Origin of the sequence: Lentilactobacillus fungorum (genome assembly GCF_016860605.1) — a bacterium.
In the GTDB taxonomy this organism is placed as follows: Bacteria; Bacillota; Bacilli; order Lactobacillales; family Lactobacillaceae; genus Lentilactobacillus; species Lentilactobacillus fungorum.
Map to the genome: position 1 here is coordinate 42,631 of NZ_BNJR01000017.1, position 24,043 is coordinate 66,673.

Annotated in this window: 20 protein-coding genes, 3 pseudogenes and 1 other annotated feature; of the genes and pseudogenes, 5 read left to right on the forward strand and 18 right to left on the reverse strand. The window is 43.0% G+C overall.

Annotated elements, in window-relative coordinates:
• Positions 1-210: 210 nt before the first annotated feature.
• Positions 211-840 (forward strand): annotated as a pseudogene (locus YK48G_RS10945) (HNH endonuclease); the annotation flags it as partial.
• 170 nt (positions 841-1,010) lie between these two features.
• Here YK48G_RS10945 and YK48G_RS10950 read toward each other — a convergent pair.
• The 4 genes from YK48G_RS10950 to YK48G_RS10965 all read right to left on the reverse strand — a co-directional run bounded on the left by YK48G_RS10950 (position 1,011) and on the right by YK48G_RS10965 (position 4,534).
• Complete coding sequence (locus tag YK48G_RS10950) at positions 1,011-2,813, reverse strand: S-layer protein (protein ID WP_203630758.1); 1,803 nt, start codon at positions 2,811-2,813, stop codon at positions 1,011-1,013.
• Between the two features lie 545 nt (positions 2,814-3,358).
• Positions 3,359-3,592: a DUF2922 domain-containing protein gene (locus YK48G_RS10955; protein ID WP_203630759.1), complete on the reverse strand. Its 234-nt coding sequence runs from the start codon at positions 3,590-3,592 to the stop codon at positions 3,359-3,361.
• Positions 3,593-3,618: 26 nt separating this feature from the next.
• Positions 3,619-3,861: a DUF1659 domain-containing protein gene (locus YK48G_RS10960; protein ID WP_203630760.1), complete on the reverse strand. Its 243-nt coding sequence runs from the start codon at positions 3,859-3,861 to the stop codon at positions 3,619-3,621.
• Positions 3,862-3,952: 91 nt separating this feature from the next.
• A complete protein-coding gene (locus tag YK48G_RS10965) occupies positions 3,953-4,534 on the reverse strand; it encodes a sigma-70 family RNA polymerase sigma factor (RefSeq protein WP_203630761.1) in 582 nt (193 codons plus the stop codon).
• Positions 4,535-4,901: 367 nt separating this feature from the next.
• Between YK48G_RS10965 and YK48G_RS10970 the strand changes: the two genes are divergently transcribed.
• On the forward strand, positions 4,902-5,048 hold the full coding sequence (locus YK48G_RS10970; RefSeq protein ID WP_203630762.1) for a hypothetical protein: 147 nt from the start codon (positions 4,902-4,904) through the stop codon (positions 5,046-5,048).
• A 173-nt stretch (positions 5,049-5,221) separates the two neighbouring features.
• Here the strand turns inward: YK48G_RS10970 and YK48G_RS10975 are convergent.
• Positions 5,222-5,341, reverse strand: a pseudogene (locus YK48G_RS10975) (SDR family oxidoreductase); the annotation flags it as partial.
• Between the two features lie 280 nt (positions 5,342-5,621).
• Here YK48G_RS10975 and YK48G_RS10980 point away from each other — a divergent pair.
• Complete coding sequence (locus YK48G_RS10980; protein ID WP_203630763.1) at positions 5,622-6,107, forward strand: YbaK/EbsC family protein; 486 nt, start codon at positions 5,622-5,624, stop codon at positions 6,105-6,107.
• Between the two features lie 55 nt (positions 6,108-6,162).
• On the opposite strand, the gene YK48G_RS10985 is transcribed toward YK48G_RS10980, so the two are convergent.
• The 12 genes and pseudogenes from YK48G_RS10985 to YK48G_RS11040 all read right to left on the reverse strand — a co-directional run bounded on the left by YK48G_RS10985 (position 6,163) and on the right by YK48G_RS11040 (position 21,664).
• Positions 6,163-6,438: a helix-turn-helix domain-containing protein gene (locus YK48G_RS10985; protein WP_203630764.1), complete on the reverse strand. Its 276-nt coding sequence runs from the start codon at positions 6,436-6,438 to the stop codon at positions 6,163-6,165.
• Positions 6,413-6,757, reverse strand: coding sequence for a type II toxin-antitoxin system RelE/ParE family toxin (locus YK48G_RS10990; RefSeq protein ID WP_203630765.1), 345 nt, complete (start codon positions 6,755-6,757; stop codon positions 6,413-6,415). Before YK48G_RS10990 ends, YK48G_RS10985 begins: the two co-directional genes overlap by 26 nt.
• 217 nt (positions 6,758-6,974) lie before the next feature.
• Positions 6,975-8,084 (reverse strand): glycerol dehydrogenase, encoded by a 1,110-nt coding sequence (locus YK48G_RS10995; RefSeq protein WP_203630766.1) that lies wholly within the window; start codon positions 8,082-8,084, stop codon positions 6,975-6,977.
• A gap of 222 nt (positions 8,085-8,306) precedes the next feature.
• Complete coding sequence (locus YK48G_RS11000; RefSeq protein WP_203630767.1) at positions 8,307-8,618, reverse strand: type II toxin-antitoxin system RelE/ParE family toxin; 312 nt, start codon at positions 8,616-8,618, stop codon at positions 8,307-8,309.
• Positions 8,618-8,869 (reverse strand): AbrB/MazE/SpoVT family DNA-binding domain-containing protein, encoded by a 252-nt coding sequence (locus tag YK48G_RS11005; RefSeq protein WP_203630768.1) that lies wholly within the window; start codon positions 8,867-8,869, stop codon positions 8,618-8,620. Before YK48G_RS11005 ends, YK48G_RS11000 begins: the two co-directional genes overlap by 1 nt.
• Positions 8,870-8,990: 121 nt before the next feature.
• Positions 8,991-9,434, reverse strand: a complete 444-nt coding sequence (locus YK48G_RS11010) for a helix-turn-helix domain-containing protein (protein WP_203630769.1) — start codon at positions 9,432-9,434, stop codon at positions 8,991-8,993.
• Between the two features lie 320 nt (positions 9,435-9,754).
• Positions 9,755-11,797, reverse strand: coding sequence for a DUF5776 domain-containing protein (locus tag YK48G_RS11015; RefSeq protein WP_203630770.1), 2,043 nt, complete (start codon positions 11,795-11,797; stop codon positions 9,755-9,757).
• A 174-nt stretch (positions 11,798-11,971) separates the two neighbouring features.
• A complete protein-coding gene (locus YK48G_RS11020; protein ID WP_203630771.1) occupies positions 11,972-12,331 on the reverse strand; it encodes a DUF5776 domain-containing protein in 360 nt (119 codons plus the stop codon).
• A gap of 285 nt (positions 12,332-12,616) precedes the next feature.
• Complete coding sequence (locus tag YK48G_RS13565) at positions 12,617-17,029, reverse strand: DUF5776 domain-containing protein (protein WP_232365356.1); 4,413 nt, start codon at positions 17,027-17,029, stop codon at positions 12,617-12,619.
• A 191-nt stretch (positions 17,030-17,220) separates the two neighbouring features.
• Positions 17,221-17,550 (reverse strand): annotated as a pseudogene (locus tag YK48G_RS11030) (cyclase family protein); the annotation flags it as partial.
• Between the two features lie 160 nt (positions 17,551-17,710).
• Positions 17,711-18,832 carry a 5-methyltetrahydropteroyltriglutamate--homocysteine S-methyltransferase gene (locus YK48G_RS11035; RefSeq protein ID WP_203630772.1) on the reverse strand — a complete coding sequence of 374 codons (1,122 nt, stop codon included), beginning with the start codon at positions 18,830-18,832 and terminating at the stop codon, positions 17,711-17,713.
• Positions 18,833-18,911: 79 nt separating this feature from the next.
• Positions 18,912-19,150: a binding site (T-box leader), on the reverse strand.
• Positions 19,151-19,723: 573 nt separating this feature from the next.
• Positions 19,724-21,664 (reverse strand): ABC transporter ATP-binding protein/permease, encoded by a 1,941-nt coding sequence (locus YK48G_RS11040; protein ID WP_203630773.1) that lies wholly within the window; start codon positions 21,662-21,664, stop codon positions 19,724-19,726.
• A 244-nt stretch (positions 21,665-21,908) separates the two neighbouring features.
• Between YK48G_RS11040 and YK48G_RS11045 the strand changes: the two genes are divergently transcribed.
• Positions 21,909-22,655 carry a matrixin family metalloprotease gene (locus tag YK48G_RS11045; protein WP_203630774.1) on the forward strand — a complete coding sequence of 249 codons (747 nt, stop codon included), beginning with the start codon at positions 21,909-21,911 and terminating at the stop codon, positions 22,653-22,655.
• A 68-nt stretch (positions 22,656-22,723) separates the two neighbouring features.
• Positions 22,724-23,098, forward strand: coding sequence for a hypothetical protein (locus YK48G_RS11050; protein WP_203630775.1), 375 nt, complete (start codon positions 22,724-22,726; stop codon positions 23,096-23,098).
• Positions 23,099-23,200: 102 nt separating this feature from the next.
• Here YK48G_RS11050 and YK48G_RS11055 read toward each other — a convergent pair whose 3' ends face one another.
• Complete coding sequence (locus tag YK48G_RS11055) at positions 23,201-23,845, reverse strand: GPP34 family phosphoprotein (protein ID WP_203630776.1); 645 nt, start codon at positions 23,843-23,845, stop codon at positions 23,201-23,203.
• Positions 23,846-24,043: the final 198 nt, after the last annotated feature.

Here is a 24,043-nt window from a genome sequence, read left to right on the forward strand (position 1 = left end):
ATTGCACTAGTCCATACCCCATTGAGGTTGTTTTGCCCATTGGTGCCAGTAACACAATCAATACACGCCGAATTTCACGCAAGTAACGCTGCATCATGCCATCGGAAAAGGCAAGGAGCTGTGCTGTCATCCCGTAAAAATCAAGCTAACTGGTAAACGCAATAACGACTTTCTAGCCGCCAACGCCGCAGCCGTCTACAAACCAAACCGCCTGGATACACTTGGCACCATCTATACGACTTGCTATACGACTTGAATTTCGCCAATCCCGGCAATAATGATCATAGTTGGATGCAATTAGTTAGGATGCCAATGCACCGAAATTCGTGTCCCCACTTGGGTTCTGCCAAACAGTGGGTGGACAAGTATCAGACACCCTATAAATTAAACTTATCACCAACCAGGGAAACCTTTGCCGACCATGAACTTTTAAGCGCCAACAATCACAAGCCGGTGATTGAACCAGTTAAGTCATCGATTGATTTAATTAAAGGATTACATGAAAATAGGTGCGTGGGTCCAACGGTTTGCATGATGTTACCACTGAACCCGCATCATACGCTATATGTACCTACTATTTACGACTGGCATAAGGTAGGTGACTATGTAGGACTAATTAAAGCTCAACGGCCTGAATTGGTAAAGCTGGATCTCTTACCTTTAGGTGAAGATCCCTTTAGAAATGTCTTATGGTGGCAACAAACCAATCGGGTAGCCGAGGGAAACATTTACTACGTTCAAGATGATGTCGGCTTAGACTCCTTTGATGATAATAGCATTGTTTCCATTGGCATTAAGTTAGAGACTGTCGCGCAATTTATACGACAGTATATCCGTTGATCTTTATAAATTAACTGAATTCTTAAAGTATTCAAAAACCTCCCAACTTAACATTTTCGAGTTGGGAGGTTTTTATGTATACAAAAAGCCTCGGAAGTTCCGAAGCTTTTTGACATAGCTATTTGCATTACTTTCTATATGCTAAGCTACAAAGCAACACACACTATCCATTAGTTAAATGGACTTACAGTGTTTGCAGTTGAGCTGTTAGCAACTGGGAATGTAACATTTGTAGCAGGCTTGTCTGAAGCAAATGTGTAAACTGCACGAACTGGTGTAGTACCAAATGTTCCACCATTACCATTACTAAAGTTAAATGTGTATTGGTCGTAAGATACTGACGAACCATCAGCTGAAACAACAGGGAATACACCTGACTTCAAGGTTTGTAATGTAGCATGCTTACTAATGTAACTTGCAACATCTGCAGATGTGAATGTAGCATTTTGACTACCTGAGAACAAATCAGTAGTGTTCAAGTTAGCAGGAGCAATATATGATGTATTGGCTGCTGCAGCAACTGCTTTATTATAGGCAGTAGCAAATGCAGCTACATCGTCTGAGCTATTCTTATCATATTTGGCAGCAGTCAATGCTGATGCGTATGCAGCTTTAAATCCACTAACATCAAACGCATCCTTCTTTACAAATGTTGATAAGTCAATTGTTGTATCAGCATTACCAGCATCTGTACCCTTAACAGGAACTACAACCTTACCCGCAAATGCTTGAGGGTTAGTATTAGTAGTAGGGATAACCGTTAATTTCGTTGAAGTTAAATTATCTGATTTGTCTGCAGTATCCTGTGAGTAAGGAGTGATTTGTTGATATACAGTTGCACCCTTAGCCAAAGTGATATTAGTAGTTTCGCCCAATTTAGCTTGAGCTACAAGTGATTCGTTGGCAGCATTTGAAAGATCAAATGAGTAGCCAGTACCACTTAATGCATTACTAATAGCATTTGATAAGTTAGTCTTGTCAGCTGCGTTAACAGTCCAAGCATAACTCTTTGTAGTGTCATTATAAGTTAATGTACCAAGAGCATCGCCCTTCTTAGAAGCGCCAGCCTTAGTGTAATCAACTGTCTTAACAGTCTTACCAGATGCATCAGTGAAGTTCAAACGAACTGCATTGTCAGCAACTGGAGTTTGAGCTGGAGTAGTTGAAGTAGCAGTCAAAGCACTGTACTTGATCCAGCCGTTGATCTTAGCACCGTTAGTAGTGTTAGTATCAGCTACCTTAACCCAAAGGTCACCTTCACGAGTACGAGTAGTTTGGTCTGTAATCTTGAATGTGTCGTTTGCGTAAGGAGTTGCATCAGTTACAGTACGGCCCTTCTTATATTGTGTCCATGCAGGGAAAGTATAAGTAGTTGCAGTACCATCGTTAGCAGTACCAGCCTTAGTAATCTTGTAAGTAGCGTTCTTTTGTGCATCAGTCAAAGCAGTTGTCTGGTTTGATGGTGTAGTGAATGATGCGTTACTTGCAGAAGTACTTGAAGCTGATGAGCTGCTTGCTGATGAACTAGCAGCAGTTGTGCCAGCAGGTGTAGTAGTGGTGTTGTACTTAGTAAGACCACCAGCAAATGCTGAAGTGCTCTTGCCACCATAGATCCAGCCACGGTAAGTCTTATCAAATGATACGACCTTGTAGTAAACTGAACCACGGTTAGTAGTAGCTACACGATATACACGCCAGTTCTTTTGACCAGTCTTGTTGTCCTTAAGGCCAGCTAAAGTGGTCTTTGAAGCAACAGTCTTGGCACCTTTCAAAGTACCAGCCTTGGTGTACAATGCGTTTGTACCGTTAACGTTAACGTTACGGGTAGTAGCATCAGTACTCAAAGCTTTATTTGATGTAACCTTAGCATAGCTCTTAGCATTTGCAGTAGTTGCGTTAGCTGAACCAGCAACTGCGACAAAGCCTAAAGCAGCCAAGCCTACAAATAATGATTTCTTCAAGCTTGATTTCATTATCTTGTCTCCTCCAATATAATATGATTTGTAGTTCACTAGGTATATGTAAACTGCACTTATTATTCTAACTTACGAAAGCTGAAATAACAAGGACAATTTGTACCTAATCAACTCTACGTCTATTATTGTATCGCCTAACATTTCATATCGCAAGGCAAATGCTTTTTATTTATGTGTTTGTTATATCTGAAACATTGTTGTAATAGAAACAGCCGTGGGGTTAAGTAATTCAGACAAGCCCCTTGAACGGCTTTGCTTCGCGGAATGTTGCGATTGATACATTGTGGGCAATCGACCTGATTGACCCGTTCAAAAAGTCTCAATGCGTTGCTTTTTAATCGATCACTTTTATCGTGGCAACTGGTTTTACTTACTTTTTGATGGCATAAAATTGGCATCGGCCGCCATTTGCCCGCAAAAAAACGGCCGTCCCCACCATCCTTTGGCAGGAACAGACCGTTTCTTCCGGGAAGTCACCTTCTCGGTTGTACCTTAACAATGCTTAATACATAAACTGTTATATTAACTTCAACTAATGGTCACTACTTTTGCTTCTCCCGGTTATCAAACAGGGATTGAATCTGGGTGTCACGGTATTGCGCGGCAACTGGCGTCGAGTACAGATTAACGCCGTCTTTTTGGAACATGTTGAGCGCGGCGATCTGTTCCATCCGGGCTTTGAGGTCATCGGCCGTTAAGGTGTCGCTGGCGTAGTTGATGACCATGGTTTTGAGTTTGTCGTCTGATGACTTGAATACCAATTCTAATTTTCTCATATTGATTTCCTCCGATTATCCGTTAATTAAGCCTTGGGTGCTGCTGGTACCTGCGCCGGCTGACCATCGATATCAACCCGGTCGACTGACATCACTGCCGCGTCGGCCACGGTACCTTCAATAATGCCTTCCAGAATCTTGCTGAAAGCCGTCACCGATTCAGCCGTCACATTTTGCGCGACATTGCTAAAAGAATGCTTAACACCTTTCTTGTGAGCTTCATTAACCAACGTATAGGTAACACTAGATTTTAACCAGTCTTTCTTCATAATATGGTTCTCCTTTGCTTCAATTAGTTGTAAGCCGGTTGGCCAACCCTTACATCTATTAATAACGAAATAAGGGGTACTAAGTGTCAACCTAATTTTGATTTAAGCTGGCAAGCTTTTGGCGAAGGCGATTTCGCCACTTGTAGACGGTCTGGCGGGAGACGCCACAGTGAGCCGCGATCTCGGTTAGGTTGTAGCCAAGCATGGCCAGCGACAGGTACTGGTCTTCGTTTGGCGTGAGGACTTCCCGCAGCTGGCTGGCAAACGCGTTGGTTTCATATCCTTGAACGGTATGGTTGGGGTCTGCCAAGGCTGCCAGCGGGTCGTCATCCTCGCTGGCTACTGGCTGGACGTGTTGATTAATGCTGGCCTGCTTGCGGAGATAATCCAACAACTTCCAGTACACGCCTTGGTAGATGTACACCATTAGCGCTTTGGCCTGCTTGCCGGCCTTCTTTGCCTGACAATACTTTTCCACAAAGGCAATCTGCCCTTCTTGGGTCAAATCATCGTAATGCGGACTGGCTTTGGTCACGTGCAGTCGTTTGAGGACACCGAAAATAAGCTGTTCGTGATTGTCTGCTTTGAGAAACTGAAATGCTTCATTAATTAAGTGGTCGTCTGTTTGAACTTGGTTTGCTTGAGCTTGGTTTGCTTGATCCTGGATTGTCATTTGAATCTTCCTATCGTTTGAATTGATCCAAGGGCCCTTGTCACAAGAAAGCAGTATAGGATGAAAGCAGTTACACCACAACGCACGACTTATTAGGAAATAAGAGAAGGATGATCATTGAAACGCCGGGATTTGTTTGAAAATAATTGGCTTAAGTTTTGGCGATGACAGGAAAATGATTGACAGAAATCAGTACGGGGCAGTTGCGCGGCTTTTTAGTGAATTGCTAACAACGCCTCAATTTTTAATTGCGCATGATTCAGGTGTTCAAATCGGGATTGGTCTTCTATACTAGAAATTGAACAAACCAATTAGTTGGGGGGTGCGTTAAGTTGGGGGGAATTTAGCCCAACTTGGCAGAAATGACATGGCGCATACACTTAAGTATCTATTCATTCTCGTGGCGTTGGTATTATGCTGGTTCTTCATGGGATCGCTCAAATGGCTGGGAATTGTGGCATTAGCTTTGTACACTGTTTGGAGCGTGGATCACGATGAGTCGGATTCGGATTAATTGGGACGTGCTTCGGGGGTGGTTGTCGTTGGTAAAACCGCTGGCTGCTGTTTGGAGCATTTATGATTTTTATTATCAGTAAGTAAAGGAATCCTAATATTAAAGGCAGGGCGCATTTTCGATTTTCGAAATGTGTCCTGCCTTTAACGATTGCTATGAAGTTGATACTTTGCTTATTGCGCGGTTGAGCCGCCATCGACAACAAATTCTGCTCCGGTTGAATAGCTTGAATCATCGGATGCCAAGAATAATACTAGCTTGGAAACTTCTTCTGGTTTGGCAATTCGCTTCATCCTGTATGTAAAGTGGTTGGTATAAAAAATACCGCCAGCAACTGCTGACAGCTGAATCATCAAATTAAGGGTACAGGGTTAGAAAGCGTCTCTAACCGCGACTAGTGAATAGATACAAGGCCTCTGTCAGGCAATGTGGCGACCCCCTACCACATCAATCAAGCAAAGGCATTTCACTTTGCTCCAAAATAATAGTACTCGAAATAAGTGTTCATTTCAAAAATTACAACCAACGAATTGGCTATCAAACCATTCATATTACTAAATTGGAGTGACCAACATGCAACCTGCTAGCGAACAAGAAGCCTTGGATCTGCTGGATAACTTGCGGATTAAATACAAACGACTCGATCATCCGGCTATTTGGACAATGAATGATCCTAACGCGCCTAAAGGGGTTCACGAAGTAAAGAATATGCTCCTAAAACAAAAGAAAACCAACCAGTTCTACCTTTACCTAACTGATAATCCACGGATTGATTTCAAGTCATTGGCTGACCAACTAGGCATCCCCCGCAACAGACTCACCTTTGCGAGCGAAGCTGAATTGGCCCAATTACTAGGGTTGGTGCCTGGCATGGTCACCCCACTGGCACTGATGCATGATCGTCATCACCAAGTTCAAGTTTTACTGCACCGGCATCTTCAATCAATGACGGCAATTCCGGCACATCCTAATATTAATACCGCGACGGTTTTACTGAGTTACCGGGATTTATTACAAGTGCTAAGGGCGATGGGCTACGAGCCGAGCGTGATTGATTAACTGGGCCTTAGCTTTAGATACAAAAAAGCAGGCAACATGCCTGCTTCTTTTGATCTCATTCAAAATACATCACTAATTTTTTGTGGGTCGCTCGGGCAATCTTCTCCATATTTTTAATGGTGATATTGCCATCCCCCGATTCCCAGCGAGCAATCGTGGATTGAGGAACTTGAACTTTGTCGGCTAATTGTCGCTGGGTTAAACCAAGCTCTTTTCTGAGTTTAGAAATTTCAACGGCAAAATCATCCTGCTGCTGATAATGTTCAACGAGTTGTTTGAACTGAGGATCCGATTTACTAATTGTCTCAATCATCTTTTCGGTGGGTGTCATCGTAGCGCCTCCTTCGACGTCTTGCTTTTTTTATTTCAGATTTGGGTGTCCGCTGGGTTTTCTTAATAAAAGTTTGCGTAATCACATATCGACCAAGGGCATCTTTAAAATATATTGACCGGCTGATACCGTTGCTAAAATGAACTCGAATTTCGAATAAATTGTCATCTACTTTCTTGATCCATTGTTTTTGAAACGCCATCATTAGCCCATACTTCTCAATTTTGGTAATTCGACCGAGCATTTTTGCTTGATCTTCCCTAGGAAGTTTAGCTAGCTCCTTAATAAAATCATCCCAATCGTAGTAATCAAACTGCATGAGATAGGCCTTTTATATGATATCATATATGCTATCAAAGCACATCAAGCATTCTAATATGATCTTTTAACTTTGCTGAGATTGTGCTTCTGAATTTTATATACGCAAACATGTCTGTGAGTATCTCCTCGATTTTTTAAAACAAAAAAAGCCACCGTTGCGGGGTCCCGCCTACAACGATGGTTTAATGCCTTCCAAGGAACCGGTCAGATAGTGGTTAGTCAATTCCTTGGAAGTTTTTCGAGAATGTATCAACGGCTTTGATGCCTTGGAAAACATCATCAGCAGTCACGTTAAAGCCCATATTGTGAATTGTTTCGCCTTCTTGAGTGGTCAACTTGGCAACTTTCATCAAATCGTCATCTGAAGCATCTTCCAGATGCAAATCGGCTAATGTCGTTGGCAAGCCCAAATCAACTTCGAACTTGAGATAACGCTCCAGTGTCTTGTCGCCGGCCCCTTCCAGAACCAAGTTCAGCAAGGTCCCAAAAGCAACCTTTTGGCCGTGAGACAGCTTGTGAACGTCACCGGATAACGCCGTCAAGCCATTTTGGAAGCTGTGAGCGGCAGCTAGGCCTGAACTTTCAGCCCCCACGCCACTTAGCAAAATATTAGCTTCAATAATATGTTCCAAAGCTGGCGTGACTTGATGATTCTGAGCAGCGGTAACTGCCTGCTTGCCATAAGTAAAGAGCAACTCTTGGCATTTTTCGGCAAGTGCCAAGCCTGCAGCGGTCTGTTGGGTGTTCAACGGCAACAAAGTCGTCTCCCTTGCCCGGGCAACCGTTTGGGCTTCAACGTTGGTCGACAAGGCATCCGCCATGCCATCGATTAGGAATTTAACCGGCGCGCCAGCAATCACAGAGCTGTCAACCAGTACCAAGTCTGGATTTTTATCGTAGAAAATGTATTTAATGAACTCGCCACTTTCAGAGTAAATAACACTCAACCGCGTACATGGTGAATCATTTGAGGCCAAAGTTGGCACAATCACCACGGGGATTTTGAGCTGATCGCCAACCGCCTTGGTAGTGTCGTTCGTCTTACCACCACCGAGCGAAATCACGAATTTGGCATCAGTCGTGTCGCCAATCTTTTTAATTCGATCAATTTCTTCCGGTGAACTCTCACCATTAAAGGTAACGTGTTCAATCTTTAAGCCAGAATCCGTCAGCGTTTTATAGAACTTCTCACCAACTAGTTTCCAAACGATGTCATCCGTCAATAACAGCCCGTTGTCCCCATAAGGTTTGATATATTTTGCGGCATTATCTAATAAATTCTTTCCTTGGACATACGTCGATGGACTTGCAAAAGCTGTGGTCATGATGATTGCCTCCTCTATTCCAAACCTAATCTATCTTCAATTCACCACCAATTGTAATCGCTTTAGGAGGTGGTGCAAGAATCTTGAATAGATTTTTTGATCCCTCAGAAACGACCATTATCAACTATTTAGAAGTCAGTCTAGTTTCAGCTGCATTCAAACAATAGCGGTAACCATAATGGTTAACCGCTACCGCATGTGTTTGATATTCAGTTAGTCTTCTCAAAAGCGGAGGTCCATCTGTTTAGAACTAAAAACCGAACCAATATCAATCATCTTCCTAGCATCATCCACTCGATAAAAAACTGCATACCTACCAATTAACAATCTCCGAGTTACTTGTTCAAAATGATATAAGTCAGTAACATCTTGAAATCTCTTGGGAAAAGTCTTTAAAAGTTCAATTTCACGATAAACGATTCGAATGAAAGATTGGATTTGGTCATCATCAAATCCGATCTCTGCCCAATCTGAGATAATGGCTCTCAAACTTGCAATAAACGAATCTGTATATAGAATGTCGTACGTTGGCACTACTTACCCCACCCATACTTGCCAAATATCTGTTTCATTTCTTCTTCAGTATGCAAGTTTCCTTTTTCAACATCTTCAAATGATTTTTCAATTAACGCTCGATCATGAGCCTTCTGAGCTTCAACTAAACTAAGCTTGATAGTCTCATCCTCCTTTGTATATTCCAACTCATCACCTTCAGAAATGCCACTGTCTTTAGGAAGAATAACGCCAAGTGAATTGCCGATTTTTCGAACTTTAATTTTAGCCATAGTGGTTCCTCCTCACACTACGTTATAACGCAATTATAACATGCAAACTGAAATATCTACACAACTATTAACTACGCTAATCGTCACTTGTTATTTTTCTCATTCATCGTTTCTCTTGCAACTAACGCCCCACCACAAAGGTTTTGCCCAACACCTTCATCGCCCGCTGAAGTGTCACCAGACTAATCGCGGCATGGCCAGTTTCAATCTTGGCCAATTGGCTTTGGGTCAAGCCAATCCGTTTGGCAAGTTCGACTTGGGTCATCCCCATCCGATTGCGTTCATCCCGAATCGTATAGGCTGCGTCGGCTTCAACTGGTAGTTTAATTGCATGATTCAAAGGCTCATGGCTTTCAGCCCCAAGGATCACAGCCGCAGTCTCTTCATTGGTCAGCGGCCGCCCCAGCGCTTGAGCCAGGAAATGTGCTTCCTTGATACCGATGTTGCCAAACACTAATTGCTGTAACGTTTCTGCAGCCTGCTCATAGGCTGGGGAGCCCGGTTGATTATCATTAATTTGTTTATTTGGGGTATTTAATCGGGCGACGAGTTCGTCTTTGGTCATGAGTAATTTCCTCCATTCGGTGAATAATGCTGAATTGCTTAGTATTCATATTGCAACATATATTCCTCATACGAATAATATCATGACTCTAAAATGATTCGCCCTTTTTCGGCTTGTCCGCATACCAAGTAAATACGCGTTTTATCAAAGAAATTTGCTCACTCGGGCAAAAATATAAGGATTAACAAAGATAAAGCTTTCATAACTATTAAACAGGTGGGCGGGTGGCTCATTATTAGCCCATGAAGGCACATTTTTATCAAAACTCTAACCAACAAAAAAGTCGGAACCCAAATTCCGACTTTTCAAACTCCTTTCAATTAGTGATTCCCTTGAATAACCAATTTCTTATTACCAGTGATGTAATCACCGTTAGTTAATTGATAACGTGAAGTTAAGTTATGACGCACAATCTTCTTAACTTTAAGATGTGTGCCCTGCTTGTAATTCTTAACTTTCTTGGTTAAGTTGGCTTTCTTGTAAACATTGACACCGCGTTTATTGATTACAGTAATCCGCTTGTTCTTTGGTAGGGTGTTGTAATAAACGTTGACAACGTACTTCTTGTTGGCCGTGATATAGCCGGTCTTGTTGGCTGACTTTTTACCGTGGTTAACGTCTCGAACCTTATACCGCAATGCGCCGCCCTTTGAATAAGCGTAGCCAGTGACTACAAACATCGGTCGGTTCACTCGTTTGGCCTTGTTATACTTAACCACCCGTTGGCTCTTCTTAAAGGTTGCGTTCTTGTAAAGGTAAATCTTCTTAGTAGCGTAAACGGCCGTGCCCTTGGTGTAAGCACCTTTTGGCGTGATAGTCTTGCTAGTGGTCTTAGCGGGTTCCGTGGTAGTCGTCGTGCTTGTAGATGATGCGTTGGAATTCGTTGTCGAGGAACTATTGGTACTTGGCGTGACAATTGTCCCCGTCGCCGTATCATTGTTACTTGACGTATTTGGTGTCGGTGTTGGCGTCGGTTCTGGAGCGGCTTTAACAGTCAACGTCACTTTCTTGGAAACGTCGCCTACTTTAGTCAGGAGCACGGTATAAGTCCCAGCTGGAACGGTTTTCTTGTCCGATAAAGTTACTAAGTTGTTATTGGCATCCAGCACATAAACAGATGCGTCGGCTGGATCTGCCGTAAACGTTGCTGGTGTGATGGCCGTGTTGGAATCAATTGTTGCGTCCTTAGCGCTAATTTTAGGCGCATCATTTGGTAGAACATCAAACAAGACCACTTTATTGGCAATTTGACCATCTTGGCTGGGTTGGGACAGCTTGGCTAGATACTGGGCAACTTTAACATCCTTATCAAAATTGAATGGTCCTGTTGTAACTTGATTACTATCTTTAGGATCAGTGTCCGTATTCGTAACGGTCCCTCCATAAACAGGAAGTGATTGATCTGTCTTAAGAGTCCAGCCATCTTTGCCGTTCACAATTTCAGCCAAAGTCGTTTGCGCCTTTTGATCTGCCGGAACTCCAAAATCGGTCGGATCAAAATTGTAATGGCCGTCAGCGTCTGCCGCAACAGCATAGTGTCCGATGCTAGTTGGGTAAGTTGGGACAGAACGATCAGCTTTCCCTGCAAAGTTAAGGGTCAGTACCTTGGGGTTATTTGGTGTTTGGCTATTTGGTAAGAATAGATAATCCCCTAATTCTCCAAAGTAATAATCAAATCGATAACCGCCGATTGAATCATCAAGCGTCGTCGGATCAACATATGTTGCTGCGTATCGCGCATTCGTTTGGTCGCTCGGCTTTGTCAAATATCGCTTGATTTGAAGCGGAATTGTATAAGTAACTGTTTGGCCGGCTTGAAGTGTTCCTGTAAACCCTAACTTATCAACGCTATCAGGATTAGCTTTAACCGCATCATAGGTCTGGTTATAGTTATAATTCTTGGCGGTATCATAAGTTACCGTAAACCCAGAGTCGGCAGTATCCTGCGCAACATCCTTAAACGTTGAACCGGCATTCTTAGCAAGCCCCAATTGCATGCCATAATACGCCGCAACCGTAGCTGGATCTTGGAAAAGAATGTTTCGATTAACCTTCTCAGCTTTCCCGCCCGTGTTGGTCATAGTAACAATCAAATTAATCGTTGATCCAACCGGTTGCTTCTTAGGGTCAATTAACGTCCGCGGATATGGGGCATTTGCGTAGCTGCTCTTCCCATCTGCGGTTTCAAAATAACTCGTAAAGGAAATATCCCCATATTTTGCTGGTTGATTAGTCGCTGAACTTGCATTATAAAACGGCCCACTGATTGTGTAAGCCTTCGCTGGCATCCCCTGTGAAAAACCAACTAGCACTAATAACACTGATGCTGTGGCTAATAGTAACCACTGAACTTGTCGCTTCATAAATTACCCTCCCAATACATAATATTGAACAATATTGCATCACAACTAAGCCAATTATGTAATACCGCTCAACTAAATTATAACCCTCGTTTACTATAAATAAAGATTATTTCTTATAAATAACCGCCAAAAAAGCTGGGTATCTTTCCCCCCAGCTTTGACTTCTTATTGACACTACTGACCATTTTGGCTGACTAATTTTTTATTCCCAGTAACATAATGACCATTTGTCAGCTGATATCGCGTTGTTAAACGATGCTTAACAAGCTTTTTTACTTTCAGGAGACTATTTCGGTTGTAATTTTTAACTTTAGCCGTTAAATCCGTATTCCGATATGCATTCACACCATTTTTGGCAATCACTTTAATCGTACGATTCTTTGGCATTGATCCATAGTAGACATTAGTAACAAATTCCCGGTTAGCTGTGATATAGCCAGTCTTGCCAGCTGTTTTACCCTTATGTTTAACATCACGTACCTGGTATCTTAACAGACCGTTCTTGGAATAAGCATATCCAGTGACCACAAACATCGGCCGGTTCACGCGTTTGGCTTTTGGATAGTTGGCAATTCGCTGCGACTTTTTAAATGTGGCATTTTGATACAGGTAGATATGCTTAGTCGCATACGCCGCTTCTCCCTTCTTAGGGACACCTTTAGGAACTTTCTCTGTCTTAGATGCCGCCTCATCAGTCGTTGTTACTACCTCTGATATCGACTTTGGATTTGGCGTTGCCCGTCTTTAATTTATCATGGCATGATGTTCCCTGATCACAAAAAACAGCCTATCGATATAAACGATAGACTGCTAAATTAATTATCGAATCACTTTGACGAACTTCACGTTAGCGGTGATATAACCACCTGACACGTGATACCTCATCAGGCCTTTCTTAGTAACGCTGTTAGCGTGGGCAAAATCAAAGTTCTTGATTCGCAGTTTCGCACCCTGCTTAATATGCTGGGTACGTTTGGTTAAGTTAACATTCTTATAACGGTTGATGCTTTGCTTGACTCTAACGTAGCGTGGCATCTTTTGCTTGCCCATTTGAACTAACTTCCGATTACCGGTAATGTAGTGACCATTACTCAAAACGTAACGGGTGGTCAGATTATGGTGGACAAATTTAGTCACGTGGAGGACTGTACCTTGCTTGTAGTTGCGGACTTTGCCGGTTAAGTTAACCTTCTTATAAGCATTGACGCCACGAGGATTAATCACAGTCAACGTCTGGTGCTTGCTTTGATAGTAGACCGGCCGGACATAATTCCAATTAGCGGTAATGTAGCCTTTTTTGTGACGGTTTTTAGTCAAGTGATTGACGTCGCGAACCTTATAACGCAAATGACCATTCTTAGAGTGTGAATAACCCGTTACCACAAACATTGGGCGGTAAACCCGCGGCTTCTTGACGTAGCCGGCTAGGCGTTCACGCTTATCGAAAGTGCTATGTTTGTAGAGGTAAATCTTCTTCAATGAGTAAACTGCTTCACCCTTCTTAGCGATGACGCTTGGTTGTTTAGTGTCATTAGGCGTAGGCGTTGGTGATGGGGTGGTTGTGCCTGGATTGACTGGTGTTACTGGATTAACTGGATTGACCGGGTTAACTGGATTGACCGGGTTAACTGGATTGACCGGGTTAACTGGGTTAATCGGATTGATAGGGGTAATTGGCGTTTCGTTCTTCTTGTAAACATAAGTGACAATCGTCCCAGCCTTGGCAAACTCACCAATAGCGTTCTTTGGCAGCTTGGCCTTATCCAATGTATAACCAGAAATTTTGGGCTGATACTTCTCGCTAGAAACATCATACTGCGTACCCGGTTTGCCTTTGAGAATTTGTGGATCATGAATTTGGACACCATTAGCATCAACGTAACGAACCGTCACGGCTCCCTTCTTCACGAAGTTATAGGTGACGACAACTGGATTGTCTTTAATAAAAGTCCCACTAGTTGGCAGATCTGTGTTGATAAAGGTGTAATCGTCAGCCAAGTTAGAAATTGTCTTCTGAACAGCTTCATTAATATCGAGGTTATAGGTCTTTCCTTCATCTTCCTTGTAACCAAATGAAACGTCTTTAGCAATTGGATTGTTATCCTCGTCCCTAAATCGAGCCGTCCCATCGACTGTAGCAGGCGTTACCGGGGCTTTTTGGTACTTGTAATAGAGTTTGATAACATTTTTAGCTGGGTCGCTCGAAACTGATTTAAGCCCATGATCATCATTATCAACTGGCACATAATCGGCGATTGCTGGATAGTCTGAAGCTTTTGCCTGGAACGGCTTACCAATTTCTTGGTGAGTTTTGACAATTGGTGACGCAATCGGTTGATAGTCAGCCTGATCTGATTTTCGACCCCAGAATTGAATAGTGACGTCTGCGTATGGATCAGCAATTCGCGCGGTTGCTGGGGTAGATTCAAGCAACGTATCCCCATCACTTTTGCGCATTAAGAATGTATTGACGGCAACTGCGCCTGCTTTGGCATCATTGGCAAACGCTGCTGGGTAATTGAAAGTTATCTTCTGCTTAGGTGAAAGAATTGTTCCGTTATTTGCGGTAACTCTAATCATTTTCACCTGATCCCAGTCAGCAACCTGATCGGCGTTAACGAAGGTAGCTTTGTAATTATCTACCAATGGTGTCGTCGGCTTATCAATAGAATACAAAGCTGTATATCCTTGTGGGAGATTAGTAATTGGACCTGTTAAGTGAACTGCCGCAGTAGATCCCCTTGAAGTAGAACCGTCCGATTCGCCAATTTTTTGGTCCCCATCATAAGGCAGTATATCGATTGCGTCTAAATGGTTATAGTCAGTATCACCATTATTGATGATCGCTGATTGATACTTAAAGCGATCCCCGCTCTGTAAAGTTTGACCGGTATCGGAAACATATGGACCATAATCTCCTGATTGATTGTCCCTAATACTAATCTGATTAATATTTAACGAGCTGCTTGACGGATAATAGTAAATATCTGTTGTAGCCGAGAAAATACTGTTGGGATCATTTGTATTTTGATAAAGGCCATAATCCTCACCCGTTGCATCGTGTTTATCCACATGAAAATCTGTTGTCGGAAATGCTTCCCAATTATTATTATCAAATACTAAGTAACCTTCAATAATATAATGCCCATTAACGAGTCCTGGCTCTCCTTTTAATGAAATACGATATGAAATTCCATTAGGGTCTGACATTTGAACATAATCATCAAAATTGGTAATATCGCCAATAATTGCGGTTTTTCCGCTACCATGGAAGTTTTTCTCCACTCTTAAACCTGATAGGCCATTTGCAGTTGGCGCACCAAGTGTGATGCCGTCTGGAACAATAAGAATCAGCTTGCCATTTTGTGGTTTTAATTTTAGATTTTTATTCCCACCTGCAGAAAATAAGAAATTACTCGTGAATGGCTGACCGCCTAAAATTTGATGGCCATTATTATTAATGATTCCCATTCCCTGCCAGTTATAAAATGTCACAAGTGGTTTTTCAGGCTCCGGCGGTGCCGGCTTGGTCAGGCCAAAATCGGTCGACGCGGTTTCAGGATTGTGATAGACATTGCTCTTACTAGTTTTATCCTCTGATGTTTCACTAAATACCGTTGATAAATCATTAGTCCAAGAGATCTTTGACTCTGAACTATTTTTAAAATTGTCGATGGCCTTTTGGGTGACATTTCCAGTTATTTTTATTTGAAATGCCGTTTGTTTGGGGTCATCAAAGCGGACCGGCGATTTAAAGGTGACTGTAATATTTGAATAAGCTTTACCTTTTAAATTAATTGGCTGACCATATTTTAAGGACCCAAGCGATACTTGTTGACCATCGAAAGTTGCTGTTACCTCATTATCATTTAATTGATCTTTGAAAGCACTGCTTAGCTGATCCGTATCAACCATTTCAATTTGCTTCATTGGATAATTAAATTGAGGGGTGTCAGTAACACTCTTTACTTCTACATAATTGTGCCCGGTTGTGCCTTCAGAATTCAGGCCTTGAAAGTTATTCATCTCGACAGGGGTCATGGTCGTAATAACTGGTGTTTCACCTGTTACCTGATCGTAGTCCAAATAACGCGAAGAATTATTCCATTTCGTTACTTTACCATTTCGTGCATTAAAGTATGGAACTGGTTGATCGTCCTTAGCAATTCCAATAGTTGTTTTGGCCGTATCACTTTTAGGACCCGTCATTGTATATTGCAGAGAAAGCTTTGTCCCTGCCGGGGTGCCTTTGGGGTAAACAATCGAAAAGTCAAACAGATCATTTTGATAATCGTTATCCCCATGTTCCACAAGATTATTACTGTTTAGCTTAAGATGATCAGTAATCGTATTTGTCTCTTTATCATATACTGCATTACCATACACTTTTGATATTGTGTACCCGTCTGGTATTTTTAAGGTAATCGTATAATCGCCAGGTTCAGTCCTTGGGTTATAGATAAATCCATTATTGACATAGGTACCCGTAAAATCTTGATTCAGTTTATCTCCATTCCAGTGGGTATAATCCAAGTTAAAAATTCCTGACGTAGTATATAACTTTGGTGCATCCGTCTTTGCCTGAATTGTAAAAGTATCATTCGTGTAAATCTGATTACCTTTCTCATCAGTATATTGGATCGGAATTGAATGGGTCGATTGATCCTTAACTGCCCCCGGCTTTAAATGGAGCATAAAATCAATGCCAACAGGGGACCCACTGGTAATTGTCTTAAAATCCAAATTAATAATGTCGTAATTTGAATCACTGGTAATTGTTGGTGAATTTTTCAAATACGTACTATCAGAAACATCCGTTGTCGACACTGGCTGAAACGTATTTCGATCAACCAATATTTTGGCGTGCCCATTTGAGAAATAATTTCCAGTTCCCTGTACCTTAGTTTGAGCAACTAAATGAATCAGTTCTCCAGGATAAAATGGGCCACCAGTAGTTCCACCATTTAAATAGGTAATACCACTTCCCGTTAACAAAGTATCGTCATTGTTAACGGTTTCGTTTTTCTGCAACTGATTAGTTTGGTTGATCGTTGATTCACCATTCGGCAGATTCTTCAACGGTATTGTTGCCATCGTTTGCTCAAAAGCCGTCGCAGCCTTCACACTAGCGGTCTGCTGAGAGACCAGAACAATTGCCAACAAACTAAATAACATGAGTAATAAACTTTGAATTCCCCACCTAAGACGATGTGGGACCCCAACTGTATTCATATATACTCCTCCTCACCCCAAAAATAACTAAGTAACTAATAATTGTATGCCCTCATTATTATTCTAATTGTTCATGCCTGAGCCGGTCAACTATTCAAATCGTAATATTTGCCATAATGAACATACTAAAAAATCCCACTAGTCAACTGGCCAGTGAGACTTAATTTGTAAATCAACTATTCTTTATTATCTTACTCCGGCACCACTGCATAAGCCCTCACCGGAAAGCCCGGCGCCTTCTCAGCTTTAGGTACCGAAATGTGAATATAAGCGCCCGTTGCTGGCACCAGGTCCAAGTTATCAAGCAGTTCAACTTGGTAGTGGCCGTGGGACAAAACATAATATTCACCCACTAAGCCATTCTCCTGTTTCGTAGCGGTGTCCGTATCAAAGGTTTCATGGCCATTTGCCGTGACGTGACGTTGCTCATAAATGAACTTCAACGCGTCAAGATCCCAACCTGGGTAATGGGCTTGGCCGGCGTCATCCAGATTTTCAAACTTACTTTGACTTGGCCAACGGTTCCTACCGATCACGCTGCTTGCACGGCGTAACACCTTTCAAAGTTCATCTTCACCAAGAAACTAATCACCCATTTCCATCATCCGGGTTCTCTGACGATCAATCCCATTGGCTACTCTTCTTCTCATGGCTTTCTTTAAATTCGTTAATCAAATTGAGTTATTCAGCGTCTTGCCAAACATCTTTGGCGACCTTAATGACCAACCGCAGCTTATTCCACTGATCTTCTTCAGTCAGGTGATTGCCTTCTTCGGTTGAAGCAAATCCGCATTGTGGTGATAGACACAGGTTCTTTAGCGGGACAAATTGGCTGGCCTTCTTGATTCGTTGTTTCAATAAGTCTTCAGCCTCCAAATCCGGTTTCTTGGTCGTAACCAAGCCAACTACAATCCGTTGATTGCGGCCATTATCAGCAATCTTCTTTAGTGGTTCAAAGCCACCAGAGCGCTCGTCATCATACTCCAAGAAGTAACCGTCGATGTGCAGCTGAGCTAAGTAATCGGCAACCGGATCGTATGCGCCAGCGCCGGCCCAAGTTGAATCGTAATTGCCTTTACATACGTGCATGGTCAGGGTTAAATCATCGGGCTTGCTGTCGGCGATGGCGTTAATGGCCTTCACAGCGGCTTCTGCTAATGGCTTTAACTCTGGCTTCAACGTTTTATCCGAGAAGCTGGCCCACATGCCCCATGAGGTGTCATCGATTTGCAGGTAACGGCAACCCAGGTCATAAAAGTGCTGAACAGTCTGCTTATAGGCTTCGATTTCGTCTGCCAAGAAAGCATCAAAGTCGCCCTGATAATATTCATCGTAGACTTCTGCGTCTTCATTGGGGAAGAAGACATCCGGACTTGGGATCGTCTGCTTGGCAACAACCCCATCTGGGACGATGCTATTTAAGAATTTGAAGCCGTCAAAGAAGGGATGATCCGGATTGTAACCAATTTTGCCAGTAAACTTCACGCCGCCTTTACGGGTTTCTTCGCCATGGAAGATAAAACCGTGTTCTGGCACAAAATACTGTACGCCCTTCAAAGCCGCAAAGAAATCTAAATGCCACCAGCTGCGGCGGAACTCGCCATCAGTCACGTCCTTTAAGCCTAATTCAACTTGCTTTTTAACAATCCGTTCAATTTCTTCGTTTTCAACTTTCCGCAAATCATCAACGCCAATCTTGTGGGCCTGATAATCAGCCCGAGCCTGCTTAAGTCTGGCTGGCCGCAAAAGGCTGCCGACTTCATCGTATCGATTTGGAAATTTGGTTTGAATTGCTACTGTCATGTAAACCACTCCTCGTTTATTTTTAGATAAATTGACATCAAAACGCATAAAAAAAGTCCTTGTACAGATTTTTAATCCATACAAGGACGATATAGTCGCGTTACCACCTTAATTTTCACGCAGCTCACACTACGTGACTCACTAGGCACTCAAAATCAATGCCCAACCGCTATAAGGTGCGTTCACCAAGTTGTTTTGCTTATGCTCAACAACATTCTGCTCAAAGACCATCTTCATTCCATCGCGGTCATTCACTCGCATCCAACGTGAACTCTCTTGGCACCGCTCCAAAACTACTCATCTTCTCACTGCTTTATTTATCAACTTGTCTATATAGTTTAGTCACTAAAATGAGAATGTCAAGTGATTTTTAATTTTAACTAAATTTTAGCCGATGTATCCATTGCTAACTGCTGTCTTGGCGGCCGTTCTACATTAGAAAAAGATTAGGGAGACACATATAAACAACTTGAGCAAGTGGTCGTTTTTTCTTACGTAGATTAGGGCAGCTCCACCAGGCAGAGACTTGCGTATAAGCACCTAGCATGGAAGTATCAGATCAGCTTGTGGGTGTTCTCCCTCATATGGACTAGGACAGCTCCGCAAAGCAGAAGCTTGCACCTAAATCGACTTGTCCAAAAATCCAGGCCCGGGATTTCCTTATTCGCCATTATATAGCTAAAACGTGCTACACCGGGCAGAGACTTGCGCATAAGCACCTCGCATGGAAGTATCAGATCACCTTGTGGGTGGTGTTCTCCCTCATATAGATTAGGACAGCTCCGCAAAGCAGAAAGCTGCACCTAAGTCGACTTGGCCAAAAATCCAGGCCCGGGATTTTCGACCAAGCCAACTTAGGCTCCGCTTTCTAACCGCTTTGCTCCGCTCACTCTATTCATAGCTCAAACTCTCAATCGGATCCAACCTAGCCGCCTTACCTGCCGGTGCCAAAGCTGCCAATAGCGAAATTATTACGGAAACTAAAAATCCAAAAATTAAATTACCCGTCGAAATTTGCATGATTGCGTAATTAATTCCTGACTGCGACAAATTATTTGCTACCATTTGTAAAATCTCCGCTAGCGCAATCGCTAGGACCGACGAGAAGAGGCCAATAAAGAATGCTTCCGAGAAGAACAGGTTGCGGATGCTTCCTTTAGAGGCGCCTAACGCCCGCAGGATACCAATTTCTTTAGTCCGTTCCGAGACGCTGATATATAGCACCACAATAATCATAATCGCCGATACCAACAAGGAAATGCCGGCAATCGTTGCCAACACGTTAACCGCTAATGTAATATACGTGTTCAGCGTATCCACAAAGCCACCCACACCCGTAATTTGGTAAGCTGCTTTACCCTTCGCATTCTTGAGTGCCTTAATTTTATTAGTCACCGGCTTAACGTTTTTAACGTTACCAGCAATTTCAATTGTGACAAAGTTAGGCTTAATGGTCAGCCCCTTAGCGCTATAAAGCGACTTCATTGTCTGGTAAGTGACTGACGTCGAGCCGGTATTGGCCTTAGAAACGCCGCTGACCGTTAACGTCTTGCTCAAGACAACCGGACGCTTTTGTTTATCCAGCGTGTTCTGATAGAAGGTAATCTTCTTGCCAACCATCGCATTGGGATGCTGCTTATTAAACTTCTCGGCAATCTCCTTAGTCAGCAAAATCTGACCATTCTTCGGTGCCTTGCCCTTTGAAATACTCTTGGTCAAGATCGTCTTATTATACGTTTGCATAAACGACACCGAAGCAGTCTTTTTCCCTTGGCGCAATTGGCTGCCGCCCTGGACAAAATAACCGTCACTCATCGTTTTAACGTTCTTAATGTTTTTAATCCGCGCCTTATCCTTGCCGTTAACCGTAATCTTATCAATGTCCGGGCTGGAATCACCTGACACATTTTTAGTTACCTGAACCGCATTCGGGTTCACCTGCGAATAAATTTCGTGGTTAATGTAGCCTTGAACGCCGCTGCCTAAGCCCAGCATCACAATCACACTAAAGATCCCAATTGCCGCGCCAAACACAATCAAGAGGTTTCGCTTGAGGTTATAGCGCATATTTTCAAGCGCCATTTTTAAGGTTGCGCCAAACTTTAACGTCCGCGTTGACAGTTCATTTTCGGTGCTGGCTTTGTAAGGTTTCTTAATCGTCGTGTCTTCACCAATCTTGCCATCCGCTAACCGGACAATTCGGGTGCCATAGTCCGCTACCGTTTGCGAATGCGTTACCGTAATCACCAGTTTACCCTCGGCAGCGATTTGGTCCAACAGCTCCAAAATTTCTTGGGTGTTTTGGCTATCCAGCGCGCCGGTTGGTTCATCGGCAATAATAATTTCCGGATCAGACGCCAACGCTCTAGCAATTGCGACCCGCTGCTTTTGGCCGCCTGAAATTTGGTTAGGATACTTCTTCATGTGTTCAGATAAGCCCACTTGGGTCAATAACTCACGGGCTCGCTGCTCTTGTTGCTTATGGCTTAATTTGGTCATTTGCAGTGAGACCATGACGTTTTGAAAAATCGTCAAATGGCTAATCAGGTTGAAGTTTTGAAAAATGAAGCCAATCGTTTGGCGGCGATAGGCATCCAATTGCTTAGAAGTATCGTGGCGCAGCGACTTGCCGTTTAAAACCACGTCACCAGAATAATTACTATCCAAGCCGCCAATGATATTCATGAGCGTCGTCTTACCACCACCGGACTCTCCTAGGATTGAGACAAATTCTCCTTGATTAAATGACAGATCAATCCCGGTCAGCACCGGAAATTCCTGGCTGCCTAAATAGTAGGACTTCTTAATGTTGCGTAATTCTAAGTAACTCATGAGTTCCTCCATTTCATTTCAAGTGGTTGCACTTGTGTCAGTTTACCGCAGTTTGTCAGGTTTGCCTACCGCCAATGTTAAATAGGCGTTAAAAGTGACCTTGATGTAATTAATGGTTATCATAAGAATATCAATATAGTTAATGGCCTATTTCTGAGGGCGATTCGTCGGGGGACGTCGTTGAAAATTTACGGTTCTTTTTTCGTAGTTGTTAAATGAACCCGCCCAAGGAGGAGAGTGTGCCATGACATTAGCCGTAAAGTACCTAATCGCAATCGTTTTAGTAATGGTCTTGACCCTTTCAATCGTCGTCGCTGCCGATGCGTTTCTCATCGATCACGTCAAAACCAGCTATGCCAAAACTAAGAAAAAGTCAGCCAAAAAGAAGACCAAAAAGCGCAAATCAGCTAAGAAGCAAGCTAAGAAGTCAGCCAAGAAACAAGTCAAAAAATCAACTAAGAAGCCGACCACGCCAGTTAAACCTCAGCAAAGTGACCCGCACTTTCGAATTAGCGAAGCCGACCAGATTGCCACGCCAATCAAATATCGTTGGCGAACTACCAACATCCACTACCGAATTGACACGCATTCTGATTATTATCACGATGTCTGGCAGACAGCCGTTAAGAATTGGAACCAACATAACGTCGTGACCTTAAGCCCAGTTAGTCATAAGCCCGACATTCATCTAGATGTGGGAAGCGGTGGCAACATCGACCATGCCGGGTTGTGCACAACCACGTTTTACAACGAACAGCATCTCAATGACCTGCCATTACTAAAAGTGGCAACCGCCGTTATTTATGACGACACCTGCAAACTACACCGCTATTCTAAGACCGAGCGCGTTAGAATTGCCGAACACGAACTTGGTCATGCGCTAGGGCTTGGCCACAGTGAGTCTGAAACCAGCATCATGAACCCGACCCCCGTTGGTAAACAAATTGCTGATCAAGACGTTTCAGCCCTTAAAAAGGCCTATGCCGGCTAATGGCTGTGGTAATCCTTTCGCGCTTGTTCTATCATTATAGGTAATCCTAATCTATGCGAGGTTTTATCATGACGATTGAAGAGTTATTGAATCGGATTCACGACTACCAACAAAAGTTAAAGTTGCCGGATGCTTACCTATTTAATATTGTTGAATTTACGCCAACAGAGATTGACAGTTATCAGAGCAAACAGGCAGCTCTGGAGGTCTATCAAGCGGTTTTGCGACAAATCACCCGGCTTTATCTCTTAAGCCTGTCACCAAGAACGTTGCTTCAAAAGTTACGGGACTTCCAGCAATCAGCCAGCTTACCCCAACATGACTGGTTAGCGATTATGAACGTTAATCCAGACAGCCAAGCAGCTTTTTTAGCCGGCCAAATGCCAACGATGGTCTACGTAACCGCTCTTAATACCTTACAGTCAAAGTACCCAGCCCAATAGCCTTAGGATCACCGCCTTATAATTAAATCAAACGGGTCAATCGCTGATGCTGTAACCTAAGCATCGCCGATTGACCCGCTTAATTTTTGACCGATTTGATGGTCATCTCGCAAAGGAAACGGCCGCGATAATTGCCGACAACTCCGAATGGATTTTTTTAATAACATCAGAAATCAATGGATATTGATCAGACTTAGCAACTTCCTGCAGTCGAAGCCGGATTTGCTCAGCTTCATCCTTTGGAAAGTAGCTCTTAAACAAGCCGGAATTAATCAGCAACATCGCCAACATAACCGTTTGTTCATGCGGCTCTTTATCAGTCGTCATGTCGTGATAAAGTTCCGTCAAGGCCCGATCAATAACCGTCTGGGTGACGTAATACTTATTCTCATCCTCATCTAACATATTCATTTTAATTAACGATTGACATAACGCTTCTGCAAATAACGTAACTCGCTTTTTGCGAACCGATAGCACCGCGTTTTTGACGTAGCTATTAACCGTCTGGGACTTTCGCGCCCGTATGTCGGCTAATATTGGCTTAAGATAATCGGCCGGGGCATCCGCTCCTGGACCCACCAGCATTTTATCGTCGGCACTCAACTGAATTGCGCCGGCCCGTAACAATTCCACCACCTCAGCCAACAGTAAGCAAGCAGCAACTTCTCTTCGCTTAAACGCATTCAACTTAGGCTTTTGCCCTAGAACACACAGGGCAAATTGCTGTGTATAATTTAAACTCAACATAAATTGGCCTCCCACAAATTGTAAACCCTGACATTTCAACTTAAAGTTAGCTTAATTTGTCAATCTAAGCAAGAAATTAGGCCGATTATCGTAATTAATAAGTGTCGCCGGCAATTCAACCTAACGGGGGCGATTTTAGGCTGTGGCTGTTTTGTCGTTAACAAAAAAGCCGCCATTTCTGGCGACCCTTTTGAATCC

Coding starts and splice junctions, on each gene's coding strand:
- YK48G_RS10950 (WP_203630758.1), bottom strand. CDS start 2,813: ATGAAATCAAGCTTGAAGAAATCATTATTTGTAGGCTTGGCTGCTTTA.
- YK48G_RS10955 (WP_203630759.1), bottom strand. CDS start 3,592: ATGAGAAAATTAGAATTGGTATTCAAGTCATCAGACGACAAACTCAAA.
- YK48G_RS10960 (WP_203630760.1), bottom strand. CDS start 3,861: ATGAAGAAAGACTGGTTAAAATCTAGTGTTACCTATACGTTGGTTAAT.
- YK48G_RS10965 (WP_203630761.1), bottom strand. CDS start 4,534: ATGACAATCCAGGATCAAGCAAACCAAGCTCAAGCAAACCAAGTTCAA.
- YK48G_RS10970 (WP_203630762.1), top strand. CDS start 4,902: ATGGCGCATACACTTAAGTATCTATTCATTCTCGTGGCGTTGGTATTA.
- YK48G_RS10980 (WP_203630763.1), top strand. CDS start 5,622: ATGCAACCTGCTAGCGAACAAGAAGCCTTGGATCTGCTGGATAACTTG.
- YK48G_RS10985 (WP_203630764.1), bottom strand. CDS start 6,438: ATGACACCCACCGAAAAGATGATTGAGACAATTAGTAAATCGGATCCT.
- YK48G_RS10990 (WP_203630765.1), bottom strand. CDS start 6,757: ATGCAGTTTGATTACTACGATTGGGATGATTTTATTAAGGAGCTAGCT.
- YK48G_RS10995 (WP_203630766.1), bottom strand. CDS start 8,084: ATGACCACAGCTTTTGCAAGTCCATCGACGTATGTCCAAGGAAAGAAT.
- YK48G_RS11005 (WP_203630768.1), bottom strand. CDS start 8,869: ATGGCTAAAATTAAAGTTCGAAAAATCGGCAATTCACTTGGCGTTATT.
- YK48G_RS11010 (WP_203630769.1), bottom strand. CDS start 9,434: ATGACCAAAGACGAACTCGTCGCCCGATTAAATACCCCAAATAAACAA.
- YK48G_RS11015 (WP_203630770.1), bottom strand. CDS start 11,797: ATGAAGCGACAAGTTCAGTGGTTACTATTAGCCACAGCATCAGTGTTA.
- YK48G_RS11020 (WP_203630771.1), bottom strand. CDS start 12,331: ATGTTTGTGGTCACTGGATATGCTTATTCCAAGAACGGTCTGTTAAGA.
- YK48G_RS13565 (WP_232365356.1), bottom strand. CDS start 17,029: ATGAATACAGTTGGGGTCCCACATCGTCTTAGGTGGGGAATTCAAAGT.
- YK48G_RS11035 (WP_203630772.1), bottom strand. CDS start 18,832: ATGACAGTAGCAATTCAAACCAAATTTCCAAATCGATACGATGAAGTC.
- YK48G_RS11040 (WP_203630773.1), bottom strand. CDS start 21,664: ATGAGTTACTTAGAATTACGCAACATTAAGAAGTCCTACTATTTAGGC.
- YK48G_RS11045 (WP_203630774.1), top strand. CDS start 21,909: ATGACATTAGCCGTAAAGTACCTAATCGCAATCGTTTTAGTAATGGTC.
- YK48G_RS11050 (WP_203630775.1), top strand. CDS start 22,724: ATGACGATTGAAGAGTTATTGAATCGGATTCACGACTACCAACAAAAG.
- YK48G_RS11055 (WP_203630776.1), bottom strand. CDS start 23,845: ATGTTGAGTTTAAATTATACACAGCAATTTGCCCTGTGTGTTCTAGGG.